This window comes from Wolbachia endosymbiont (group B) of Hofmannophila pseudospretella (assembly GCF_964028515.1).
Taxonomy (GTDB): Bacteria; Pseudomonadota; Alphaproteobacteria; order Rickettsiales; family Anaplasmataceae; genus Wolbachia.
The window spans coordinates 381456-399000 of sequence record NZ_OZ034788.1 but is presented as its reverse complement, the minus strand read 5'-3'; the positions used below and the strand labels follow the sequence as shown (position 1 = coordinate 399000).

Here is a 17545-nt window from a genome sequence, read left to right as displayed (position 1 = left end):
CAGGCTCTTACATAACACCGAGGCCAATTCACCATAAACAAGATAAAAACAAGCAAGAAGAGTTTAAAAAATACTTCAATAAAATAGTCAATTCCCACCCTGAAAAGGAGGTATTTTTTTGATGAATCACGATTTGGAACTCATTCAAAAATCGGACACGGATGGTTTAAAAAAGGGGTCAGAACACAGGTTAAAATGAAAATTGGTAGACAAAATTTCTATATCTACAGTGCGGTAAATCCAAGAAGTGGTAAGAAAATTAGCCTACTTGCTCCATATGTAAACACTGATTGTATGAATATATTTCTGGAGCAGATGTCGAAAGATTTAGGCACGAAAGAAGCCTTTCTTGTAATGGATTGTGCAAGTTGGCATAGATCAAAAAGTTTGAAAATTCAGGAAAACATTACCATCATATACTTGCCTCCTTATTCACCGGAACTGAATCCTGTTGAAAGGTTGTGGCAATATATCAAATACAATACTTTACGCAATAGTATCTACGATACCATAGGTTTACTTGAAGATGTTTTGTGTAATTTTATTGTCAATATTTCCAGTACTACTATTAAACGAGTTTGTAATGTTTCTTATTTGTTCGGTCAGTAATGGATTTTGGTATCACTAGACAGCTTGCAGAAGCTTGCAAAAGCATAGGAATAGAATTAATAGATCATATTATTATCACATTTAGTAGCTATTTTAGTTTCAAGGAAAATAGGCTTTTATTAGAGTAGATCTAAAATTGCTTTTGCCATTTTTCTTATTATGGAAGTAAAGCTATACATGAGGTGGTTGCCAGTGGAACAAAAATTTTCCTTCTGGAAGACAATGTGTGATTTAGGTGGCGTAATAGTGGCAAATACATGTTATTTGCCACTATTAGAAATCTCCTGTTTTGATAAGACTTATGAGGTCTTTATTGGTTTTTTGAATTTTGTTGAAGCACTCACATGCTTACTCTAATATTTTGTTCACAGAGCCTAGTTAGCTCAATTTCAACGTTAATTTGTGAAGCTCTGAGTTCTGTTAGGGGATTTTCTGGTTGAATATCTAGCTTATTCTGTATGTTCGGTAAACAAATTAAAGCCGAATCAAAAATTTCATCATACTGCTCTGCTTCATGCACGCAATTGATTATTTCCTTAAATTCTTCCACATCTTGCGGCGTATCTTTTAATATTGCTCTTATTTGGTTTAGGTTTTGACGAATTTTTTCCTGATATCCAGCAATTCTCTCTTGATATATATCAATCATTTTTTGACATGAGGTGCCTCTAAATGGGTGTTCTGCTTTTTCCTTTATGTAGGAGCTCTGAAAATTTTTGCAATTAAGGACTGCTTCTCTACATTTTTTTATGTCACTAATTATACTGGTTATTGACTTACTTGCTTTCTCATGTTCTTCTTTTTTGATTATACATTCATTCTTTGTTTGGCTCATTTTATCATACAGATTTCTGCATTCTTTATATGATACCAGCGGTTGTAGTATTCCTTCCTCTACACCTTTATTATAAAAATTCTTCAACTCATCGCTTGATAGTATTCGTATAGCATCTTCTCTTTTACCTTGTGATTTAGGATACTTTTTGTTCAGTGAACTAATATAATTTAATAGGAAACTCTTAGTTAAATCTTCCTTTTTAACTTCTGATAATTTTTCTAGTGTTTCTATATATTTCAAAGTTTCCGCAAAAAGCTGCGCACCAGATGTAGCAAATCCTGGCAGTGGTTTGCTCTGCGCCTTATAAAAATCGGTTTGTAAAAAATCTTCGGCTTGTTTTTTTATTACTGAAAGTTCATTGAAGGCTTTTTCTGGATTGATTTTTTTTAAAATACTAGTAGCTTTTTTAATCGCTCTTTCTCTCTTTTTATTATCTTGTTTGTCGTTTAAGATCAAGCTTTCAGCTTCAGTAAAAGCATTGCCTTGGGCACTTTTGGCAATATTACAAACAACGTTTTTTACAACTTGCTTAGTTGCTGCATAATCTATTTCTTTTGCAAAGCAGTCAACAAATGATTGCCAAATTTTTTTGTTAACGGACTTACTTGTCTTATGTTCTAAATCTTCTACATCTTTGAATCCTAAAATAGTATAGAGATTTTTTTCAATTATTGGTTCAGCATGTTGTTTTGCCACTTTACCTTTTATATTGAATAGAAATTCACTAATCTTAGTTGTGCCCATAATATTACCTCACAATATTAATGTTATATAATATAAAGTATAAAAGCTTAATGCTTAATTTTTACTTACTATTAATATAATTGAAGATTAACTTTGTTCCTATATTAAAACTTTAACTCCCAATTTATTATTAGTAGTATCATTATATGAATCTTATGCCTGAATTTGGGAATATATTGTTATTGGTAGCCTGTTTGTTATCTTTAACGTATTTGTTTCTACCGTTTAGTTCTTACCGATTCGTCTCCTCTGCCATATTTTTTTGTGTGTCAGCATCAATGGCTATTTTGATCTACTGCCACATTAAAAATGATTTCTCACTTGAAAACGTATATTACCACTCACACACAACAAAACCTTTGATCTATAAGATTTGTGGTGTTTGGGGAAATAAAGAAGGGTCTATGTTGCTTTGGACCTTAGTGCTTGTCATGTATTTATTACTAATGGATATTTATATACCTTCTGTCATCCCAGTGCCCAGAAACTGGGATCCAGACAATTTAATTGCAAATGAGTACATCAAATGGCAGTGTAATAAAAACTGGATTCCAGCGTCAGCTACTTGCATGACACCAGAACGAACTAGTGGTAGTAAATTAAAAAAAATATCTCTTATCACTCATGGGCTGATTTGCTTTTGTTTTTTACTGTTCACTTTACTTGAATCAAACCCCTTCACTAAAATGCCAGGCATCGAAACAGATGGTCTTGGTTTTAATCCGATATTGCAGGATATAGGCCTTGCTATTCATCCACCGATATTATATTTGGGGTACCTTGGATTTAGCGTTCCTTTTTCGCTCTCTATAGCTGGATTAATTTTAAATACTGAAGGAAATGTTTGGGCTAAAATTGTCAGGCCTTGGGTACTTATTTCTTGGTCGCTGCTCACTTTGGGCATCAGCTTGGGTAGCTGGTGGGCATATCGTGAACTCGGTTGGGGTGGATTTTGGTTCTGGGATCCAGTGGAAAACGTTTCTTTGATGCCGTGGCTAATTGCAGTGGCGCTGACACATTTGTTGCTCGTTGTAAGAAATTTCAATACTTTAAGGAATTTCGCTATTTTACTTACGCTTACAACTTTTATATTGAGTGTAACTGGAACATTTCTAGTCCGCTCAGGAATACTCACCTCAGTGCACACGTTTGCAGATGACCCAAGATATGGACTATATATATTAGCGCTACTTGGTGTAATTACAGTCAGTAGCTTAGTAATATTTGTAGTGTTTACGAGAAAGAATCACACATCTTTCCAGTATTCGATATTGGAATCTGAAAAGAAATCTGCTACTCAAGTGACAGAGGGTAGAAGATTCTTTTCACGCCTTACGATGATGCTGATGAACAATTTATTATTCATCACTACCTTTTTCATCGTGTTCGTTGGCACTTTATACCCTACAGTGCTTGAGTATTTAACCGGTGAATTAATTTCAGTTGGAGCACCATATTACAATTCTTTATTTAACTCTATTGCACTAGCTATTCTAGTGCTCACCATGATAGGGCAATACTTCAGTTGGCAGGGAAATAGTCTATTGCCAATATTTCACGAATATAGATTTTCATTCTGCAGTGCTGCAGCTATTTTGCCGTTTATCTTTCACATGGAGCTAATAATTGTGCTATCAATTACTATCTCCATAGCATTATTAATCTTTGTTTTAGAAGCATACAGTAAAAGAATTCGTTTATTTAAAAGCGAATCAATTTTATTAGCAAGAAGAGTTTCTAAATCCTACTATGCAATGATGCTTGCTCATGCTGGAGTGGCAATCCTTGTGCTTGGTATAGCCTGCTCAGTAGGTTGGCAGGAAAAAAAAGAAAACTACTTGGGAATAGGAGACAGCATAACAGTCAATAAATTCAAAGTCACTTTACGAAACATTGAATTTATAAAAGAAAAAAACTTCCATGCAGTAAGAGGTACAATGGATATCAGGAATTTGCTTAATAGTAAGGTAATAGGTGATGTAACTCCTGAATATAGATTTTACCTTGCGGAAGGTCAGAAAAATGTTGAAAGCAGTATCTATCACAATTTATTTTCTGATATTTATGTTGTAATTGGAGAGATTGATAAGAGTAAGAGCAAAATCGCAGCCAAAGTACACTATAAACCAGGAATGTCTATAATTTGGCTTGGATCTTTTCTCATCGCCTTTGGTTCACTACTTGCTGCTTTTTCTTCTAGCAAAAAAGTAGTTCCTTCAGTATCATAAAGTTTGCATTTTTTGGCAATTTAAACTTAAGCTAAGCAACACTAACCTCGCGAGCGAATTTTCTCTGTGTTCTGTTGTACAATAGAAAATAAAGATATATTTTCTAATGAAGAACTTCCATGATATATGGAATCTTTTTCTAAAACTTCCTCAGGCCTTTTAAAATATCCCTGCTTAATAGCGTCGTAGACAGAAGAACCACCAAGCAAGCAGTTCTCACCTAACTCTTCTTTATAATTTTTAAACTTTTCCAATATTTTCTCCTTGTTACTCACTTCTACTATAATTTTGTTTTTATCTTCCATATCAGGATACAATCTAACATCTACTTTTCCCAAATCAGTATGAAAAGTTAGTACTATATTACCTATAAGGTCAGTATAATTTCTTACCCCACCTTCCGTTAAAATTTCTATCTCGCTTTCACCGATTGCTATCACGTCTCTTCGAAATCCTGTGCTTTCATCTGTTTCATTTGTGACTTTTGCAACCTCGACTACACTATTCTTTGAGTATTTCCAGTAGAAAGTGAAGCTGTCCATTTTTGCCTCTTTTACCTTACCAGTAGTTGCATTTTTTGCAGCTTCCAAAAACCTTAGAGAATAATGTATATAGCTTTTACGTGCTTCTTTCAGATTAGCTTTGTGGTCTTTAAACTTCTCTAGTTTATCAATTACAATTATACTGCTTAGAGTTTTAAGTACTGCACCTCTTTTTACCAAATTACATACTATGCGACTAGCAACTTCTATGTTCCTTACATCTTGGAAACTCTCTTCTAATTCACTAATTCTTTTTATTATATAATCTGTAAAATTATAATTACTTTCATAAGTATTTTTATATATATCTCCCTTATAAGTAAAATTGAGCCTTACACTAGATTTTATAGCTTCATTTACAATCTGTTCTAGCTGATTTATATCTTGAGCTTCATTTAATGAATCTAAATATTTCAATGGATTTTGGTCATCTAGCGTGAAATCACTCCATAAATTTATACATTCGTCTTTTCCATTAAGGTCAATTTGTGTTTTTTTACGAAAAATTCCATCAATAACATCATCAGTTAAAAAGTACTCTTTAATATTAAGATTGGGATTATTAACTGTAAATTCTATTGGGGTTTTACCTTTTTTATCCTTTATATCAAGATTAGCTCCTTTCCTTAGAAGCAATTTGATAATTGTATCACAATGACCAGAACGAGTAGCATAATGCAAAGGCGTTCTTCCTGTGTCGTCCTTTTCATTAGGATCAGCACCTGAATTCAACAGTAAATCTATGCATTCTTCTGAATTGCTACATTCCATACTTGATAGAATATGCAGTATTGTCAGTTTAGATTCTCCTCTTTTAAGGTTGAGAATGGTTTTTAGATCTTGATTACTTTTATGATCTAGTAAAAATTTTTTAATTTTTTCAACATCCTTCTTATAATCCTTATAAGTAATATGTGGAAAGTCTTTAAAAGTACTTAAGAATTTTTTATTCAACTCCTTCTGACTCTCTGTTAAGTTGGACATGTCAACAAGCCACGTAGATATCAGCTTGCCAAATGCACTTCTTTCGACAACATCCGTTAAGGAGCAGTCATTGCGAAGTAGCAACGAGTATTTAATCAATTCATATTCATCATCTTCTTGTTGCTGTGTTTCTTCTGCTTTCTTAGAGTGCTTAAAATCATTTTTTATTAATTCAATCAAGAGTTTTAATGTGTTAAAACTCTTATGTCCCAATAAAGGATCTGCTTTGTTTTCAAGTAGAATTTTTGCTACTTCTGAATAGCCATTTCTAATAGCCCAGGATAATGGAGTACGCCCGTATTTATCCGCTATGTCAACATCAGCTTCCTTTTGTATGATAGCTTTTACTATTTCCACTTGGCAATTTTCAGCAGAAATAGCATGATGTAATACAGTACTCTCAGCCAGATCTACTGCATCAACATTAGCCCCCTTGTTTAATAGGAGTTCTACTATCTCTTTATTTTCATTGTGAGCAGCACAATGCAAAGGAGTACACCCATTTTGATCTGCTACATTAACATTAACCCCGTTTTCTATGAGAACTTTTATTACCTCTGTATAACAAAAGAGAACAGCAGCATGTAAAGGAGTTCTCTTAACTTTATTTACTGCATCAACATTAGCCCCTTTTTTTATTAAAAGCTCTGCTATCTTTACAAGATCATTTCTAGCAGCTATATGTAACAATGTACTTTGATCATCGAATGTATAATTTATGTTAAATCCATTATCTTGCCACTTTTTATACGTGTCTGGATCTTCTTTTTCCAATTCCTCTTTTACCCTTTCGATTATATTGTTCTCATTTAAGTCACTTATTGTCCTTAATATTTTTAACAACCGTTCATATTCCATAATTCTACCTCAAACTATTTGTTTTTGTACTATAGCTAAAAAAAATTATTGATCCATAATAAAATAACCAACACCAGAGTAAGCGGTTTGCTGCTAACATATTTAAAAATGTTATGAACTTAATAAGAGAAAAAAATACCCCTGTAATGGAGCAATATTTAAATTTGAAAGCTCAATACAAGGATCATCTGCTATTTTATAGGCTAGGAGATTTTTATGAGTTGTTTTTCGATGATGCTATTAAAGCTGCGAAATTGCTGAATATAGTGCTAACCAAGAGGGGCAATTCAAATGGGCAAGAAATACCAATGTGTGGAGTGCCAGCGCACAGTAGTGAATCTTACCTGCATAAGCTAATAGATTTAGGATTCAAAGTGGCAATCTGTGACCAATTAGAAACTGCTGATGAAGCAAAAAAGAGGGGCTATAAATCCATAGTAAAACGTGATGTAGTACGAGTTGTAACTCCAGGTACAATTATAGAAGATTCGCTACTGGAGGATAAAAGCAATAATTATCTCGCGTCCATAGTTGAGCAAAATGACAAATATGCTATTAGTTGGCTTGAATTATCAACGGGAAAATTTTTTCACACTTTAACGAATTTGAAAGCTCTAGATAGCGATTTATTGCGTATATCACCAAGAGAATTATTAATTTCTGAAAAATTCATTGAGGACGAAAAAATTAGATCGATTTTAAAAAATTATAAAATATCAATTACACAACACGCACAGAGTTTTTTTGAGTATAGTAAATCTCACAGAACGTTATGCGAGTTTTATAAAATCAGGGAACTTGGTAGTATAGGAAATTTCAGCAAAGTAGAAATCATGGCGTGCGGTGCACTGCTTGAATATGTCAGAGTAACACAAAGGGGCTCCATTCCAAGGCTTGAATTCCCAAAAACCTATAAGCAACAAAATTTCATGCTTATTGATGCTTCAGCAAGGAGAAATCTTGAGTTGTTTACAACTCAATTTGGTGAAAAGAAAGGTTCACTAATTTCAGTTATTGATCACACAGTTACAGCCTCTGGTGGACGCCTGCTCAAACAAATGCTCGCTTCACCACTTGCTTGCTCCAAGGCAATCAATTTGAGGCTCAGCACCGCTCAATTTTTTGTAAATAATCATGAGCCACGCAGAAAAATACGAGAGATATTATCTAACATTCCGGATATTGAGAGGTCTTTATCGCGCTTAATACTAGGACGTGGTTCACCAAAGGATATGAACCTATTAAAAATAGGCCTAGGAAAAACTTTAGAGTTATCTGAGTTTCTGTCTACCTTGCATAATTATTGTTTAAGTGAAAAACCAGCAATTAACTCTCAGATATCATTCCAGTGCTTAACCAGAGAAAAGGAACCAGTGTTTACTACTCAGGTGATAAGTAGTGACGAGAGTGAACTAAGCACAATACATAAAAGTCTTGGTAATCATAAAGATCTATTCGAGCTTCTAAACAGCGCTATACTTGATAACAACCTCAGTTCTGTAAAAGAAGGAGGATTTATCAATCCAAAATATGATCAAGAATTATCCGAATTATATTATATATTGAACAACAGTAACAAGTTGGTAACTAAGCTCCGTGAGTCTTATCGCGACCTAACTGGCATTGCTGCACTCAAAATATTACACAACAATATACTTGGTTATTACGTTGAAGTGTCGGCAAATCACAAAATAACTTCGGATATATTTATTCATAGGCAAAGCTTAGCAAATAGCATGCGCTATACTACTAATGAATTGAAAGAACTAGAAAATAAAATTCTTACGGCACGTGATGCTGCAATCGGCTTAGAAGTGAAAATTTTTAGTGAACTATATAGTAAAGTCGCTAAAGAATCTGAAAAAATTGCTCTTGCTGCAAATGCTTTGGCAAAACTTGATATTAGAGCCACGTTTGCGGAGCTCGCAGTGCAAAATAATTACGTAAAACCCATTATCGATGACAGTAAAGAGTTCAATATCTGTAGTGGAAGACATCCAGTGGTTGAAGTTAACGATAAATTCATTTCAAATAGCATCAATTTAGCTGGTATACATCTAATTACTGGGCCTAATATGGCGGGAAAAAGCACTTTTTTGAGGCAAAACGCTCTCATTGCAGTTTTAGCTCACATGGGGTCATTTGTGCCAGCAGAGAGTGCACATATAGGAGTGATTGACAAGATATTTAGCAGGGTTGGTGCAACAGATAATATAACAGCTGGTTATTCTACCTTCATGGTAGAGATGATCGAAACAGCAACGATAGTAAATCAGGCAACAGATCGTTCCTTGGTGATACTTGATGAAATTGGTAGGGGCACAGGAGTGTATGATGGATTATCTATTGCACAGGCAGTGATTGAACATATTCACAATGTAAATAAGTGCCGCGCCATTTTTGCAACTCATTATCATGAATTAACTAAAGTAGGTGAATACTTAGAAAATGTGAAATGTTTTTGTATGAAAATAAAAGAATGGAACGGAGAGGTTATCTTTCTACATGAAGTAATTGAAGGCATTGCAGATGAGTCATATGGAATATATGTAGCAAAACTTGCTGGTTTTCCTGACTCTGTTTTAAATAGAGCAAGTGAAGTGTTTGAGGAGCTAAAGGCTTGAGGAAAGTAATATTATATTACTACACAATTATGGAGTTTTAGCAATCTATGACGCTTTAATTTTAGTCAGCTTTCTGAGCAGCTAAATTAACGTAGCATTGATCTATTGCCACATTGGTCAAGATTCCAATTCCACCACCTACAACTGCACCTACAGCTCCTAATGCCAATTGAGTGCCAACCCCAATAGAGGAACCCATTATTAATGGAGCAAGAAAGTATATCGCTAAAGCACAGGTTATTGCAGCTACACTTATAACAGCCAGCTTTCTCGGACAAAAATTTTCTGGTGCCTCAGCACTAGATATGAATGATGATTTTACTAGATTTTTTCTACTTTCATGATCTAAAAAGCCATTTATTGTTCTCATTATAGGACGGGTAGAGCCATCACCAGTCAAGTCAATTCTATCTTCCACTATATCATGAAGTTCTTTAACTTGAGCTTTATATTCGTCCCAGTAGACTGATAACTCTTCTTGATTATTAAGAAGATCTAGTTTATTTGACCGTGAGTTATGTTCCAAAATATATCGAATTGCAGCTTTCCCTATATCTATATGCCCTACAGTAACAGCATAATTTAAAACATCTTCTGCTTTTTTCTTTCCAGCATTAAGATCAACACCAGCTTTTATTAATAATTCTACTATCTCTGGAGTGTCAAAAAATATAGCAGTATCTAGAGGAGTTTTTTCATTACAATCTTTGATATTTGAGTTTGCTTTTTTTTCTATTAAATAACTTATAAATTCTAAAGCTCTATTAGCTTTTTCAGGATTTAGGTCTTTATTATTTCTGTATACTCTAATTGCAAAGTGCAACGCAGTTTGACCCTTCAGTGCATTAGCATCTATGCCTGGTCTCCAATAGCCATCCTGTTCTTGATTTACTATGTTTACATCTGCACCGTTTTCTATTAAAGCCTTAGCTCCTTTTAAATTGCCTCGTGCAATTTGCAGATGAAGTAAGCAACGACCACACTTATCGGTTGCATTAGGATTTGCACCTTGTTCAATCAAATACCTTGCAATTTTATCATTAAATTTGTGATCATAAGTTGCAGATTCTAGTGGCTTAGAATCTTGCTGTAACTCATTTTTAGCTATTGATTTATTCATCTGACAGATTGATTTGACTAACTCTAAATCTTTTTTCATAACTGCCTTTCCGACTGCAGTGATGAATTTTACACCTTGCTCTATTAGATATTTAGCCATTTTACTATCAACAGCATAACCTAATAAATTTGTACCATTTTGGGAATTAATCTCAGCAACAACATCTTTAATAATAGAGCTATTTTTCTCAAAAATTGATTTTACTTTTTCTAAGTCATTCTCCTTAACAGCTCTAAGAAGCTTTTTTAATACAGAATCTTTCTTCTTATTTTCAGCTAGAATTTTCTGTAGTTCTTCAGGATTCATAAATACACCTCAACACACACAATCAAAGAAATTATATCCAAATTGGAAGTGTTTGTAAAGGATCTTTAGATATTATCTTGCCCAAAGGTTAATTTATTTTATAATCTTTCTGTATTCTAGAAATTTCAATTAAATGAACTGCTATAAAACTCACGCGTGTAATGAATTAAGGAAGAATGATGTAGAAAAGGAAGTTACTCTCTCTGGGTGGCTGTACCGTAAACGTGACCATGGTAACCTAATCTTTGTTGATTTAAGAGATTTTTATGGAATTACTCAACTGGTATTCAATAATGACAAAGACTTTTTTGATGAAATTTCAAATTTAAAATCAGAAAGTGTGATTACTGTCACAGGAATAGTCAAAGCTAGAACTGAAGATACGGTAAATAGCTCTATTTCCACAGGAGAAATTGAAGTTATAGTTAGTAATTTACAAGTTGAATCGCAAGTTGAGTTCCACTGTGATGAAGAAATAGCAAAAGAAGAAAGGAGTATATTGGCAAGCATTGCCGGTGAGCAAGAATACCCAGAAAATATGAGATTTAAATATCGTTTTCTTGACTTAAGGCGAGAAAAAGTCCGCAATAACATTATTCTTCGCTCACAAATCATCGCAGAACTCAGGAAGCTCATGATAGAGCAAGGATTTTTGGAAATTCAAACTCCAATACTTACTGCCTCTTCTCCTGAAGGTGCACGTGACTACTTAGTGCCAAGCAGACTAAATCCTAGTAAATTCTATGCATTACCACAAGCTCCGCAGATTTTTAAGCAGTTGCTTATGGTTTCGGGGTTTGATAAATATTTTCAAATTGCACCTTGTTTTCGTGATGAAGACGCAAGGGCTGACCGTTCTCCTGGGGAGTTTTATCAGCTAGACCTTGAAATGTCTTTTGTAACTCAAGAGGATATATTTCAGGTTATTGAGTCTACTTTATATAAAGTGTTTGCCAAATTTTCTCGAAAATCAGTTGATGAAGATTTTCTGCACATTACATACAAAGACGCAATGCTCAAATACGGTTCTGATAAACCAGATCTGCGCAATCCACTATTGATTAGTGATGTAACAGAAATTTTCCGTGATTCAGAGTTCAATATTTTCAAAAGCAATATCGAGCGTGGTATGGTAGTGAGAGCCATTCCTGCTCCTAAAACAGCAGAAGAACCTCGTAGCTTTTTTGATAAAAAAATAGAACATGCACAAAAAGAATTAGGTGCTAAAGGTCTTGGGTATATAACATTTGATAAGGACGGCATTGCAAAAGGACCAATTGCTAAATTCCTTGATGACAATAGGTTAAATTCCATAAAAGAAATAACAAATATAGAACCTGGAGATAGTGTATTTTTTGCTTCTGATAAGGAAAATGAAGCAGCAATAATTGCAGGGAAAGTGCGTACTCTTTTGGGATCAGAACTGGGTCTTATAGATGACAATATCTTCAAATTCTGCTGGGTCATCGATTTTCCATATTTTGCATATGATGATAAAAGCAAAAAAATAGATTTCTTTCATAACCCATTTTCCATGCCACATGGTGGCTTGAAAGATTTAGAAGAAAAAGATCCGCTGGACATCCTTGCTTACCAATATGATCTTGTTTGCAATGGAATAGAGCTGTCAAGTGGGGCGATTCGTAATAACAAGTTGGATATTATGTATAAGGCTTTTGCCATTGCAGGTTATAGCAAAGAAGAAGTTGATACAAAATTCGGCGCGCTTGTTCGTGCATTCAGATTCGGTGTTCCTCCTCATGGTGGAATAGCACCGGGGGTTGATAGAATGGTTATGCTACTTGCCGATGAACCAAACATTCGTGAAGTAATCTGTTTTCCTATGAATCAGCAAGGAGAAGATGTTCTAATGGGTGCTCCTTCTAAAGTGGACAATAAACATTTACGTGAGTTGTCTTTAAATGTTATTGAATAAAAATTTTTATAGCGGAGTGTGGTAAGCTGGAAGTCATGAACGATATTCAAAAAGCAATACTATCAAGCATAATCTGCAATATGATTATATGGTATGAAGTAACTCTGTTTGGAGTTTTAACTCATATAATAAGCAACGTTTTTTTTCCTTCAGAAAATGATTATTTGAGCACAATCAAATTTCTTGGCAGTTTTGCAATTGGCTTTGGATTTAGACCACTTGGTGCGTTTATTTTTGGTTACATTGGAGATAAGCACGGTAGGAGGAAAATTTTGCTGATTTCCGTAATATTGGCTTCGATATCGTCTACTGCAATTGCGGTTATACCAAGCTTTAGAGAAATAGGAATATTTTCTCCTATACTGCTTCTGTTTTGTAGGATAGTACAAGGAATGGCAGCAGGTGGAGAAACAAGTGTTAACTCTGCTTTTTTAATAGAGCATTCAAGCGATAAAAAAAATCTAGGATTCTTAGGGAGCATGAAAGCGTTTAGTGGTGCTCTCGGTTCTATCACATGCTTTGTAATGATAGCTATTTGCAAAAAGTTTACAGGTGAAAATTATGAAATTTGGGGCTGGAGGTTGCTCTTCTATTTCTGCTTTGTTATGGGTATGATAGGTTTTTTAATAAGATACATAATGGAAGAGAGTTTAGCGTATAAAACTCATGACAAAAATAAAAGCTTATCTAGTTCTCCATTTTTTGAACTAATCAAAACCTACAAAAAAGCATTTATATTAGCAATTGGACTTGGTATTGCCCAAAATGCAATCGTTTATTCGGTAATTATGTTTTATAACATATCTGTCAAAGAACTTACCTTCTCAGGCATTGATATTAAAAATCTAGTAAGGATCATGGTTGAAATCACATTTGGAACGTCTGCAGTGCTGTTTGCAATACTTTCTGATAAAATTGGAAGAAAAAATGTGATAATTCCTACATTAGTAACTTTAGCTTGTGTTAGCTTGCCGGTACTTTCGCTATTATCATATGATAATCACTATATTATAACATTCACTTTTCTGTTGATGAGCATACCGATAGGTGCATCTTTTGGAATATATAATTCTCTTGCCTGCGAATTATTTCCAACAAAAGTTAGATGCACTGGCTTCAGCCTAGCACATAATATATCTGCAGGTATTTTTGGTGGCCTTTCTCCATCGATATGCATGTGGCTTATAGAAAAAACTGAAACAAAACTTGCAGCAGGTGTTTATCTTACCACCTGCGCATTAATTAGCCTAATATCTGTGCTTCAAATCAAAGCCAAAGACAGAAAAGTTGATTGGTGAAATCGCTTCAGTCAAAAGATAGCGCTTCAATAGATTTTTCGATATGTTTAGGGACAGGAGCAGTAATAGTGACTTCTTTATTATTTGGCAATTTTAAAGACAAAGAATATGAATGCAGGTGAATCTGATTTGCTACTCCATCAATAAAAGCTTTTTTACCGCCATATTTACCGTCACCAAGAATAGGGCAATTTATATGAGCTAAATGTACACGTAACTGATGGGTTCTACCAGTAATTGGTTGTAATTTTAGATAAGCGACATTGTGTTTTAGCCCTGACACAATTGAAAAGTGTGTAGTGGCATTCTGCGGTGAGTCTTCGTCAATGACCACTCTTTCTTGTCCTGAAATATATTTTTTCACCAACGGATAGTCTATTGTTCCATTATCTTTGCTCGGCATACCAGAAGTTAATGCTAGGTAAGTTTTTTTTATCCTCCGTCCTTTAAATTCTTCCATAAGGTATTTGGCAACGCTGGCATTGCGTGCGAATATTATTACTCCGCTTGTATCCCTATCCAGCCTATGAACAATTTTAAATATTTCTCTCTCTCTTATTTGGTCAAGCAAATCACTAATGCTAATCTTTACTTTTACGCCACCTTGAACGATGACCCCTGCGGGTTTGTTTATAGCTAGTATATATTCGTCTTCATATAATATGTTCTCTCTTAGTAGATTCACTAACTTTTCATTATATTTGCGATCAGAACTAGCATTCTCAATATAATTCAAGTGTTTCAGCGTTATAGTTTGTCCAGAATTTACTCTATCACTAGACTTTGCTTTGCAATCATCAACTTTGATTAACCCTTTCCTTAAAGATTTTTCAATTACAGATTGCTTTAGATCAGGAAAGATTCTTCTGATGTACCTATCCAGCCTAACGTTATCGTCTTTTACTAATATGGTTTTGATACCTTCTGACATCTTACCTACAGAAATTTTATAATGAAAGTAGCGTACACTGAAATCTAATAGCACACAATTCTACCCAATGTACTTTCAGTGTCAGTTACCTCTACATCTATCATTCGAGCGTAATTAGTTAAAACCTAAAGGAGATTCTATAATAGCCGAATACTTTTCTATCATCGAGGGGGAAGATGTTAATGGTAGTTTCTCCATCATAGAGAGGTAAGTATTAGGCTCTTTAGTACTAGGGCCTGGACACGCTTCAGTGTTAGGCCCTGACTTCATACACTCAATGCCGTTAGCTAAAGATGTTACTCTTCCTACATTAACATTTTTAGTGCGATATGACCACCTGTAAGGACTATGTAATATTTGTTCTTTTACTCCATCCATTTCATCTGGACACGCTTTAGTGTTAGTCCCTAACTGCACACATTTAACGTGGTCAGTTATAAGTGCTACTCCTTTTTCATTAAGTTTAGCGTTATACTGTAATTGTTCAATTTGATTAGCTTGATCTCTTATCATACGTTCAAAGCTGATAGATAGATTATGTGATTCTATTTCTTTCAACATATGTGATTCTATGTGTTGCACTGTCATTAATTCTTTGTTTCTGAGTATACTTGATTCTAATTTAAGCCACGCAAGTATATCTAGTGCTCTTTTTTCTGCTTCCATTAGAAGATTACTTATACCTTGACGTTCAGCTAAATCTCTTACAGTTTCACCACAGTGATCAGGCAATGAAGTATTTGCGCGATAACATAGTAAGGTCATTACTACTATCCAGTGTCTACGTTCGACAGCATAAGCTAAAGGAGATTGCCCAGAGCTATCCTGTGCATTAACATCTACTCCATATAAAATTAAGATCCTTACTACTTCCGGATGGTTATATTTGGCAGCTTTATGTAAAGCAGTTGATCCTAAATCATCATCTGCATTAGCATCTACTCCAGCTTCTAATAGAGTATGTACCATTAGTGTATTACCATGTCCGGCAGCACAACGTAAAAACTCAGCTTCCATCAATTTCATCACATCCTTCCATATTCCAAGTTGTATTATAGTAGTTACTGCTTCTAGATAATTATATGGACAAATAGAAAATAATATTTTCTGTGGATCATTCGTCACAATACTTGCTCCGTTCTTTATTAGACAATTAATTGTTTCTATATTGCCTCCTGCAGCAGCACAATGAAAAGGAGTCCATCCCCATGCATCCTTAAGGTTAACCTCTGCTCCATAGTTTATTAAGAGCTCTACTGCTTCCATATTACCATTCGTAGCAGCAACATGTAAGGGAGATCGTCCAAGTAACTTATCCTCTACATCAACACTTGCTTTACATCGTGATTTACCCTGTAATAGGATCTCTAATATTAATGGATTATTCCTTGTAACAGCCCAATAAAAAGGAGTCCATCCAAATACATCCACTGTCTCAATAGTTTCTTCAATATTATTATCATTTTTCATTATACAATCCACCAATGCTTTATCAGCATTTGCAACAGCAATATGTAAAGGAGTAAGTTTAAGAGCCCCATTCTTCTTAACATCTGCTCCATTCTGCATTAAGTACTTTACTACTTCTTTATGGCCATTCTTGGCAGCTTCATATAAAGCAGTCAAGTTCATCAGATCTTTCACATTAGGATTTACCTTATTCGTTACTAAGATCTTTGTTATTTCTATATCGCCTGCTTCAGTAGCCAAATGTAAGGCAGTTCGTTCAGATGAATCCAATTGATTAACATTTGCCCCTTTTTGTAGTAGCTTGAGTGTGACTTCTATATTACCTGCTTCGGCAGCCCAATGTAAAGCAGTCCATTTGAAAAACGGACTTGGTGCATTAATATTGATTCCTTCTACTTCAATCATAGCCTCTATTAAATTGCTCAGCTTAAAATCAATAACTAAATATAATAACGTGTATGAAAAGCGTTCATGCAAACAATCTGTTTTAAACCAATAATTTACATCAAATTTGGCTTTCTCCCACTCTTTATACACATTGTCACTTTTTTTCTTTAGTATACCTAATGTTTCTACTATATTTTGTGTATCTAGCACCACTGGTACCTTTTCTGAGATCTTTCGTGCATTTAGCACATCCTCTAGCGCCACTGCTTTTGATTCTTCTGATGTCTCTTGTACACCTAACCTTTTTAGCATTCTTTTTACCATCTGTTGAGCATTTGATACCCTTGACTCCTTTAGTATCTTTTTTGCTTCTTCTTTTGTCTGCGGTACATTTACCACCTTTAGTCTCTTTTTTAATGGCTCTTGTGTCTCTTGTACTCTTGGAATCTCGTTTGGTACTTCTAATCCATGCGATATCTCTTCTAACATTCTTAATGTTTCTGCTTGCCCTAGTATCTTTACTTCCTTTAATAGCTCTTTTATTCTTTCAATTACATTGTTTTCACTTAAATTTACCTCTTGATCAATTACACCTAATATTATGTTCCACTGTTCATATGTCATTACCATAGCTTTACCTCATACTATAGAGTATTTTTTGATGCTATAT

10 protein-coding genes and 1 pseudogene are annotated in these 17545 nt (G+C 34.4%); 6 read left to right on the top strand and 5 right to left on the bottom strand.

Going from position 1 to position 17545, the window contains the following annotated elements:
• Positions 1-5: 5 nt before the first annotated feature.
• A pseudogene (locus ABWU24_RS01865) lies at positions 6-609 on the top strand (IS630 family transposase); the annotation flags it as partial.
• Positions 609-737: a JAB domain-containing protein gene (locus tag ABWU24_RS01860; RefSeq protein WP_410542174.1), complete on the top strand. Its 129-nt coding sequence runs from the start codon at positions 609-611 to the stop codon at positions 735-737. The pseudogene ABWU24_RS01865 and the gene ABWU24_RS01860, both read left to right, overlap by 1 nt.
• A 212-nt stretch (positions 738-949) precedes the next feature.
• On the opposite strand, the gene ABWU24_RS01855 is transcribed toward ABWU24_RS01860, so the two are convergent.
• Entirely contained in the window at positions 950-2191 is a 1242-nt protein-coding gene (locus ABWU24_RS01855) for a hypothetical protein (RefSeq protein WP_341815836.1), read from the bottom strand.
• A 146-nt stretch (positions 2192-2337) separates the two neighbouring features.
• Between ABWU24_RS01855 and ABWU24_RS01850 the strand changes: the two genes are divergently transcribed.
• Positions 2338-4419, top strand: a complete 2082-nt coding sequence (locus ABWU24_RS01850; RefSeq protein WP_353274355.1) for a heme lyase CcmF/NrfE family subunit — start codon at positions 2338-2340, stop codon at positions 4417-4419.
• Positions 4420-4460: 41 nt separating this feature from the next.
• On the opposite strand, the gene ABWU24_RS01845 is transcribed toward ABWU24_RS01850, so the two are convergent.
• A complete protein-coding gene (locus ABWU24_RS01845; RefSeq protein WP_341815838.1) occupies positions 4461-6803 on the bottom strand; it encodes an ankyrin repeat domain-containing protein in 2343 nt (780 codons plus the stop codon).
• Positions 6804-6916: 113 nt separating this feature from the next.
• Between ABWU24_RS01845 and mutS the strand changes: the two genes are divergently transcribed.
• Complete coding sequence (mutS, locus tag ABWU24_RS01840; RefSeq protein WP_341815839.1) at positions 6917-9427, top strand: DNA mismatch repair protein MutS; 2511 nt, start codon at positions 6917-6919, stop codon at positions 9425-9427.
• Positions 9428-9488: 61 nt separating this feature from the next.
• Here mutS and ABWU24_RS01835 read toward each other — a convergent pair whose 3' ends face one another.
• Entirely contained in the window at positions 9489-10853 is a 1365-nt protein-coding gene (locus ABWU24_RS01835; protein ID WP_015588489.1) for an ankyrin repeat domain-containing protein, read from the bottom strand.
• Positions 10854-10986: 133 nt separating this feature from the next.
• Between ABWU24_RS01835 and aspS the strand changes: the two genes are divergently transcribed.
• A complete protein-coding gene (gene aspS, locus ABWU24_RS01830; protein WP_135352956.1) occupies positions 10987-12789 on the top strand; it encodes an aspartate--tRNA ligase in 1803 nt (600 codons plus the stop codon).
• A 35-nt stretch (positions 12790-12824) separates the two neighbouring features.
• Positions 12825-14087 (top strand): MFS transporter, encoded by a 1263-nt coding sequence (locus tag ABWU24_RS01825; RefSeq protein ID WP_135352955.1) that lies wholly within the window; start codon positions 12825-12827, stop codon positions 14085-14087.
• 7 nt (positions 14088-14094) lie between these two features.
• Here the strand turns inward: ABWU24_RS01825 and ABWU24_RS01820 are convergent, their stop codons facing one another.
• Both ABWU24_RS01820 and ABWU24_RS01815 read right to left on the bottom strand, forming a co-directional pair.
• The gene (locus ABWU24_RS01820) at positions 14095-15018 is read right to left on the bottom strand and encodes an RluA family pseudouridine synthase (RefSeq protein ID WP_015588492.1); all 924 of its coding nucleotides are present in this window, start codon (positions 15016-15018) and stop codon (positions 14095-14097) included.
• A 114-nt stretch (positions 15019-15132) separates the two neighbouring features.
• Positions 15133-17505 carry an ankyrin repeat domain-containing protein gene (locus ABWU24_RS01815; RefSeq protein WP_341815840.1) on the bottom strand — a complete coding sequence of 791 codons (2373 nt, stop codon included), beginning with the start codon at positions 17503-17505 and terminating at the stop codon, positions 15133-15135.
• Between the last annotated feature and the right edge of the window lie 40 nt (positions 17506-17545).